At 58.6% G+C, this 6,207-nt stretch carries 10 protein-coding genes; all 10 read left to right on the top strand.

What is annotated here, in order from left to right:
• The first annotated feature begins 4 nt into the window (after positions 1–4).
• The 10 genes from tuf (at position 5) to rplP (ending at position 6,195) form a co-directional block, all read left to right on the top strand.
• Positions 5–1,195, top strand: a complete 1,191-nt coding sequence (tuf, locus tag BM408_RS13615; protein WP_092130385.1) for an elongation factor Tu — start codon at positions 5–7, stop codon at positions 1,193–1,195.
• A 25-nt stretch (positions 1,196–1,220) separates the two neighbouring features.
• Complete coding sequence (rpsJ, locus tag BM408_RS13610) at positions 1,221–1,535, top strand: 30S ribosomal protein S10 (RefSeq protein WP_007838118.1); 315 nt, start codon at positions 1,221–1,223, stop codon at positions 1,533–1,535.
• A gap of 216 nt (positions 1,536–1,751) precedes the next feature.
• Positions 1,752–2,435, top strand: a complete 684-nt coding sequence (gene rplC / locus BM408_RS13605; RefSeq protein WP_011481229.1) for a 50S ribosomal protein L3 — start codon at positions 1,752–1,754, stop codon at positions 2,433–2,435.
• Positions 2,435–3,055, top strand: coding sequence for a 50S ribosomal protein L4 (gene rplD / locus BM408_RS13600; protein WP_011481230.1), 621 nt, complete (start codon positions 2,435–2,437; stop codon positions 3,053–3,055). The genes rplC and rplD overlap by 1 nt, the downstream gene beginning before the upstream one ends.
• Complete coding sequence (gene rplW, locus BM408_RS13595; protein ID WP_092130384.1) at positions 3,052–3,381, top strand: 50S ribosomal protein L23; 330 nt, start codon at positions 3,052–3,054, stop codon at positions 3,379–3,381. Before rplD ends, rplW begins: the two co-directional genes overlap by 4 nt.
• Positions 3,381–4,205, top strand: coding sequence for a 50S ribosomal protein L2 (gene rplB / locus BM408_RS13590; RefSeq protein ID WP_092130383.1), 825 nt, complete (start codon positions 3,381–3,383; stop codon positions 4,203–4,205). Before rplW ends, rplB begins: the two co-directional genes overlap by 1 nt.
• Before the next feature lie 9 nt (positions 4,206–4,214).
• Complete coding sequence (gene rpsS, locus BM408_RS13585; protein ID WP_007866503.1) at positions 4,215–4,493, top strand: 30S ribosomal protein S19; 279 nt, start codon at positions 4,215–4,217, stop codon at positions 4,491–4,493.
• Between the two features lie 10 nt (positions 4,494–4,503).
• Positions 4,504–4,833, top strand: a complete 330-nt coding sequence (rplV, locus tag BM408_RS13580; protein WP_007866508.1) for a 50S ribosomal protein L22 — start codon at positions 4,504–4,506, stop codon at positions 4,831–4,833.
• 12 nt (positions 4,834–4,845) lie between these two features.
• Positions 4,846–5,754: a 30S ribosomal protein S3 gene (rpsC, locus tag BM408_RS13575; RefSeq protein WP_092130382.1), complete on the top strand. Its 909-nt coding sequence runs from the start codon at positions 4,846–4,848 to the stop codon at positions 5,752–5,754.
• Positions 5,755–5,778: 24 nt separating this feature from the next.
• Positions 5,779–6,195 (top strand): 50S ribosomal protein L16, encoded by a 417-nt coding sequence (gene rplP / locus BM408_RS13570; RefSeq protein WP_007866520.1) that lies wholly within the window; start codon positions 5,779–5,781, stop codon positions 6,193–6,195.
• Positions 6,196–6,207: the final 12 nt, after the last annotated feature.

The following is a 6,207-nucleotide window of genomic DNA, read 5'->3' as shown; positions in this document are numbered from 1 at the left end:
AAAAATGGCAAAAGGCAAATTTGAGCGGACCAAGCCGCACGTCAACGTCGGCACGATTGGCCACGTGGACCATGGCAAGACGACGCTGACGGCGGCGATCACGACCGTTCTGGCATCCAAATTCGGCGGCGAAGCCAAGGGCTACGACCAAATTGACGCGGCGCCTGAAGAAAAAGCACGCGGTATCACGATTAACACGGCTCACGTCGAGTACGAAACGGCTAACCGCCACTACGCTCACGTGGACTGCCCAGGCCACGCCGACTATGTGAAGAACATGATCACCGGCGCAGCCCAGATGGACGGCGCCATTTTGGTGTGCTCGGCCGCTGACGGCCCCATGCCCCAGACCCGCGAGCACATCCTGCTGGCCCGCCAGGTGGGTGTTCCTTACATCATCGTGTTCCTGAACAAGTGCGACATGGTGGACGACGCCGAACTGCTCGAACTCGTTGAAATGGAAGTGCGCGAGCTGCTGGACAAGTACGATTTCCCCGGCGACAAGACCCCTATCATCCACGGCTCGGCAAAGCTGGCCATGGAAGGCGACAAGGGCGACCTCGGCGAAGGCGCGATCCTGAAGCTGGCCGAAGCCCTGGACACCTACATTCCCCTGCCAGAGCGTGCCGTTGACGGCGCTTTCCTGATGCCGGTGGAAGACGTGTTCTCCATCTCCGGCCGCGGCACCGTCGTGACCGGCCGTGTCGAGCGCGGTGTGATCAAGGTCGGCGAAGAAATCGAGATCGTCGGTATCGCTGATACGCAAAAGACCACCTGCACGGGCGTGGAAATGTTCCGCAAGCTGCTGGACCAGGGTCAAGCTGGCGACAACGTCGGTATCCTCTTGCGCGGCACCAAGCGCGAAGACGTGCAGCGCGGCCAGGTGCTGTGCAAGCCCGGCTCCATCAAGCCGCACACGCACTTCACCGGTGAGATCTACGTTCTGAGCAAGGACGAAGGCGGCCGTCACACGCCTTTCTTCAACAACTACCGTCCCCAGTTCTACTTCCGCACGACGGACGTGACCGGTGCGATCGAGTTGCCAGAAGGCAAGGAAATGGTCATGCCAGGCGATAACGTGTCGATCACCGTCAAGCTGATCAACCCGATCGCCATGGAAGAAGGTCTGCGCTTCGCCATTCGCGAAGGCGGCAAGACCGTCGGCGCCGGCGTCGTCGCCAAGATCATTGCGTAATTCTGCAAATCTTTAAGGAATTACCATGGCCACCAAGCAAAAAATCCGCATTCGCCTGAAGGCGTTTGATTACAAGCTGATCGACCAGTCGGCAGCTGAAATCGTTGACACCGCCAAGCGCACCGGTGCGATTGTCAAGGGCCCCGTGCCCCTGCCAACCCGCATGAAGCGTTTCGACATCCTGCGTTCGCCCCACGTCAACAAGACGAGCCGCGACCAGCTGGAAATCCGCACGCACCAGCGTCTGATGGACATCGTGGACCCTACGGACAAAACCGTGGACGCCCTGATGAAGCTCGACCTGCCAGCCGGCGTGGACGTCGAAATCAAGCTGCAGTAAGCAAAAAATCGGGGTTTCGGCCACAAGCCGGGCCCCAAATCGACAGGTTTTAGCCCGGGTTTGCCATTTTTGGCGGCCTGGGCTATACTCTTGGGCTGTCCTTTGCATGTTGGCTTCTTGTCTGCATGGATAGGGCGGTTTTATTAACTGTCTTTCACATCAAAACGTCTGTGGCCAATTGAAGTCGCAGCGGTGAAAGTTACGAAAGAACACATCATGAGTCTGAGCAACTCCCTCGGGTTGCTGGGCCGCAAAGTTGGCATGATGCGTCTGTTTACGGATGATGGGGACACAGTTCCTGTCACCGTGGTGGATGTATCGAACAACCGCGTGACCCAGGTTAAAACCGAAGCAAATGACGGCTACGATGCCCTCCAAGTGGCATTTGGCGCACGCAAAGCATCGCGCGTGACCAAGCCGGCCGCCGGCCACCTTGCGAAAGCAGGCGTTGAAGCTGGTGAAATCCTGAAAGAATTCCGCGTGACGGCTGACGTCGCAGGCAAATACGCTGCCGGTACTGTTGTGCCCGCAGCCGACGTGTTTGCCGTGGGCCAGCTGGTGGACGTGCAAGGCACCTCCATCGGTAAAGGCTACGCCGGCACCATCAAGCGCCACAACATGAGCTCGCAACGCGCGTCGCACGGTAATAGCCGTTCGCACAACGTTCCCGGCTCTATCGGTATGGCGCAAGATCCCGGCCGTGTGTTTCCTGGTAAACGCATGACGGGTCATCTGGGTGACGTCACCGTGACCACGCAAAACCTGAACATCGTGCGCATCGACGAAGCCCGTCAGCTGCTGATGATTCGCGGCGCTGTGCCTGGTTCCAAAGGCGGTTTTGTCACGGTTCGTGCCGCGATCAAAGCCAAGCCCACCACCGCTGCTAAAGGAGCGAACTGATGCAGGTCGAACTCCTGAATGACCAAGGTCTGGCTTCGTCCAAAGTGGACGTGCCCGATACCGTGTTTGGTCGCGAATACAACGAAAGCCTGATTCACCAGGTGGTCGTGGCCTTCCAGGCCAACGCCCGCCAGGGTACCCGGGCCCAGAAGGACCGTGAGCAGGTTCGTCACTCGACCAAGAAGCCTTTTAAGCAAAAGGGCACCGGTCGTGCACGTGCTGGTATGACGTCTTCGCCACTGTGGCGCGGCGGCGGTCGTATCTTCCCGAACATGCCTGACGAAAACTTCACCCAGAAGATCAACAAGAAGATGTATCGCGCCGGCATGGCGTCGATCTTCTCGCAACTGGCGCGCGAAGGCCGCCTGGCTGTGGTTGACTCCCTGGCTGTGGATTCTCCCAAGACCAAGGTCCTGGCTGACAAATTCAAGGCCATGAACCTCAACTCGGTGCTGGTCATCGCTGATGTGGTTGATGAAAACCTTTACCTGGCTTCCCGCAATCTGGTGAACATCCTCGTGGTGGAGCCCCGTTACGCCGATCCGGTGTCGCTGGTTCACTACAAGAAGGTTCTGGTCACCAAGGCTGCCATGGACCAACTCAAGGAGATGTTCGCATGAGCGTCCGTAACCCATCTTCTCTGAAATTCGACGAAGGCCGCCTGATGCAGGTTCTGGTCGCTCCCATCGTGTCTGAAAAGGCCACGATGATTGCGGACAAGACCAATGCCGTGACCTTCAAGGTGCTGCAGGACGCTACCAAATTTGAAATCAAGGCTGCCGTGCAGCTGATGTTCAAGGTGGATGTCCAGTCGGTTGCCGTCCTCAACATCAAAGGCAAGACCAAGCGCTTTGGCAAATCCGTCGGCCGCCGCGACAACGTTCGCAAGGCCTACGTGACGCTCAAGCCGGGTCAGGAACTCAACCTCGGTGGGGAGTCTGCGTAATGGCTGTCATTAAAATGAAACCCACCTCCCCCGGCATGCGCGGGATGGTGAAGATCTCCCGGGATCATCTGCACAAGGGTGAGCCTTACGCGCCGCTGCTGGAGCCACAATTCCAGAAGGCCGGCCGTAACAACAACGGGCATATCACGACGCGCCACAAAGGCGGCGGTCACAAGCACCACTACCGTGTGGTGGACTTCAAGCGCAACAAGGACGCCATTCCGGCCAAGGTCGAACGCATCGAGTACGACCCCAACCGCACGGCCCACATTGCCCTGCTTTGCTACGCCGACGGCGAGCGCACCTACATCATCGCCCCTCGCGGCCTTGAAGTCGGCGCCACGCTGGTGAGCGGTTCGGAAGCGCCGATTCGCGTCGGCAACACGCTGCCTATCCGCAACATCCCTGTGGGTTCCACCATCCATTGCATCGAGATGCAAATCGGCAAGGGCGCGCAAATCGCCCGTTCCGCCGGCACCTCGGCAACGCTGCTGGCCCGCGAAGGTACCTACGCCCAGGTGCGTATGCGCTCCGGTGAAGTTCGCAAGATCCACATCGAGTGCCGCGCCACCATTGGTGAAGTCGCCAACGAAGAACACAGCCTGCGCCGTCTCGGCAAGGCCGGTGTGAAGCGCTGGATGGGTATTCGCCCGACCGTTCGCGGTGTGGTGATGAACCCTGTTGACCACCCGCACGGTGGTGGTGAAGGCAAGACCGGCGAAGGCCGTCATCCTGTCGATCCATGGGGTAACCTGACCAAGGGCTACCGCACCCGCAACAACAAGCGCACGCAAGTGATGATTGTTTCGCGTCGCAAGAAGTAAGGCTAACCCATGACACGTTCACTCAAAAAAGGTCCGTTTGTCGACCATCATTTGGTAGCAAAAGCCGACAAGGCCGTTACCAACAAGGACAAAAAGCCGATCAAGACCTGGTCGCGTCGCTCCATGATCCTGCCCGAGTTCATCGGCTTGACCATCGCCGTTCACAACGGCAAGCAGCACGTACCTGTCTACATCACCGATCAAATGGTTGGCCACAAGCTGGGCGAGTTCGCACTCACCCGGACTTTCAAAGGTCATCCGGCTGATAAAAAAGTTGTGAGAAAGTAAGGAAAAGACCATGGAAACACGTGCAACCCTCCGGGGCGTTCGTCTGTCGGTCGACAAGGGCCGTCTGGTCGCTGACCTGATCCGCGGCAAGAAAGTGGATCAAGCCCTCAACATCCTGAATTTCACGCAGAAAAAAGCTGCTGGAATCATCAAGAAGGTTGTTGAGTCCGCCATCGCCAACGCTGAACACAACGATGGCGCCGACATCGACGAGTTGAAGGTGAAAACCATCTACGTCGAACAAGGTGCCACGCTCAAGCGTTTCTCCGCGCGCGCAAAAGGCCGCGGCAACAGCATCAGCAAACCCACGTGCCATGTGTACGTGGTGGTTGGCAACTAAAGGCAGCAGGATATGGGACAAAAAATCAACCCAACCGGGTTTCGCCTTGCAGTTAGCCGCAACTGGGCCAGCCGCTGGTACGCAAGCAACCGTGATTTCGCCGGCATGCTGGCTGAAGACATCAAGGTTCGTGAGTACCTCAAGGCCAAGCTCAAGAACGCCGCGGTTTCGCGCGTTCTGATCGAGCGCCCCGCCAAGAACGCCCGCATCACGATTTTCTCGGCACGTCCGGGTGTTGTGATCGGCAAAAAAGGCGAGGACATCGAGAACCTCAAGAAAGAACTGAGCCGCCAGCTGGGCGTGCCGGTCGCCGTGAACATCGAAGAAGTTCGCAAGCCTGAAATTGATGCCAAGCTCATCGCTGACAGCATCACGCAGCAGCTTGAAAAACGGATCATGTTCCGCCGTGCGATGAAGCGCGCCATGCAAAACGCCATGCGTCTGGGTGCCCTGGGCATCAAGATCATGTCGTCCGGCCGCCTCAATGGTATTGAAATCGCTCGTTGCGAGTGGTACCGCGAAGGTCGCGTGCCCCTTCACACCCTGCGCGCCGACATCGACTACGGCACCTCTGAAGCCAAGACCACCTATGGTGTGATCGGCGTCAAGGTCTGGGTCTACAAGGGCGACACGCTGGGCCGCAACGATGCGCCAGGCGCCAAGATGGTGGAAACGCCGGCCGACGAAGAACGCAAGCCGCGCGGCCCACGCCGTGATGCACGTCCTGGCGATCGTCCTGGTTCCGACCGTCCTGCTCCACGTGGTGCTCGCGCGCCTCGCGGTGCGACCAACACCGCTCCGGTAGATGGAAGCGACAAGCCGGCTGAAGCTACCCCAGGTAGCGAAGCCCCGAAAACCACCGTTAAGCGCGTCCGTAAAGCCGCGCCAGCTGCAGCAGCTGACGGTGCCAAGACCGAGTAATCGGTCTATTAACGGAGAATCAAAATGCTGCAACCCGCTCGCAGAAAATACCGCAAAGAGCAAAAAGGCCGCAACACCGGCGTCGCAACCCGGGGTTCCTCGGTTGCGTTCGGTGACTTCGGTCTCAAATGCACCGACCGTGGTCGCCTGACTGCTCGTCAAATTGAAGCCGCACGCCGTGCGATTTCCCGTCACGTCAAACGTGGCGGCCGTATCTGGATCCGTGTCTTCCCGGACAAGCCGATCTCCCAAAAGCCTGCTGAAGTGCGTATGGGTAACGGTAAAGGTAACCCAGAGTACTACGTGGCTGAAATCCAGCCCGGCAAGATCGTGTTTGAAATCGTCGGCGTGCCTGAAGAACTGGCCCGCGAAGCGTTCCGCCTGGCTTCTGCCAAGCTGCCGCTGCGCACCACCTTCGTCAGCCGCATGATTGGCCAGTAAGGGGAAATGACA

Origin of the sequence: Polaromonas sp. YR568 (genome assembly GCF_900116715.1) — a bacterium.
Lineage (GTDB): Bacteria > Pseudomonadota > Gammaproteobacteria > Burkholderiales > Burkholderiaceae_C > Polaromonas.
The sequence above is the reverse complement of the archived record's forward strand: the minus strand, read 5'-3'. Positions and strand labels throughout refer to the sequence as shown.

Bases quoted from the DNA above. Each gene is read 5' to 3' on its own strand.
- rplD (WP_011481230.1), top strand. From the start codon at position 2,435: ATGCAGGTCGAACTCCTGAATGACCAAGGTCTGGCTTCGTCCAAAGTG.
- rplB (WP_092130383.1), top strand. From the start codon at position 3,381: ATGGCTGTCATTAAAATGAAACCCACCTCCCCCGGCATGCGCGGGATG.
- rplW (WP_092130384.1), top strand. From the start codon at position 3,052: ATGAGCGTCCGTAACCCATCTTCTCTGAAATTCGACGAAGGCCGCCTG.
- rpsC (WP_092130382.1), top strand. From the start codon at position 4,846: ATGGGACAAAAAATCAACCCAACCGGGTTTCGCCTTGCAGTTAGCCGC.
- tuf (WP_092130385.1), top strand. From the start codon at position 5: ATGGCAAAAGGCAAATTTGAGCGGACCAAGCCGCACGTCAACGTCGGC.
- rplP (WP_007866520.1), top strand. From the start codon at position 5,779: ATGCTGCAACCCGCTCGCAGAAAATACCGCAAAGAGCAAAAAGGCCGC.
- rpsS (WP_007866503.1), top strand. From the start codon at position 4,215: ATGACACGTTCACTCAAAAAAGGTCCGTTTGTCGACCATCATTTGGTA.
- rpsJ (WP_007838118.1), top strand. From the start codon at position 1,221: ATGGCCACCAAGCAAAAAATCCGCATTCGCCTGAAGGCGTTTGATTAC.
- rplV (WP_007866508.1), top strand. From the start codon at position 4,504: ATGGAAACACGTGCAACCCTCCGGGGCGTTCGTCTGTCGGTCGACAAG.
- rplC (WP_011481229.1), top strand. From the start codon at position 1,752: ATGAGTCTGAGCAACTCCCTCGGGTTGCTGGGCCGCAAAGTTGGCATG.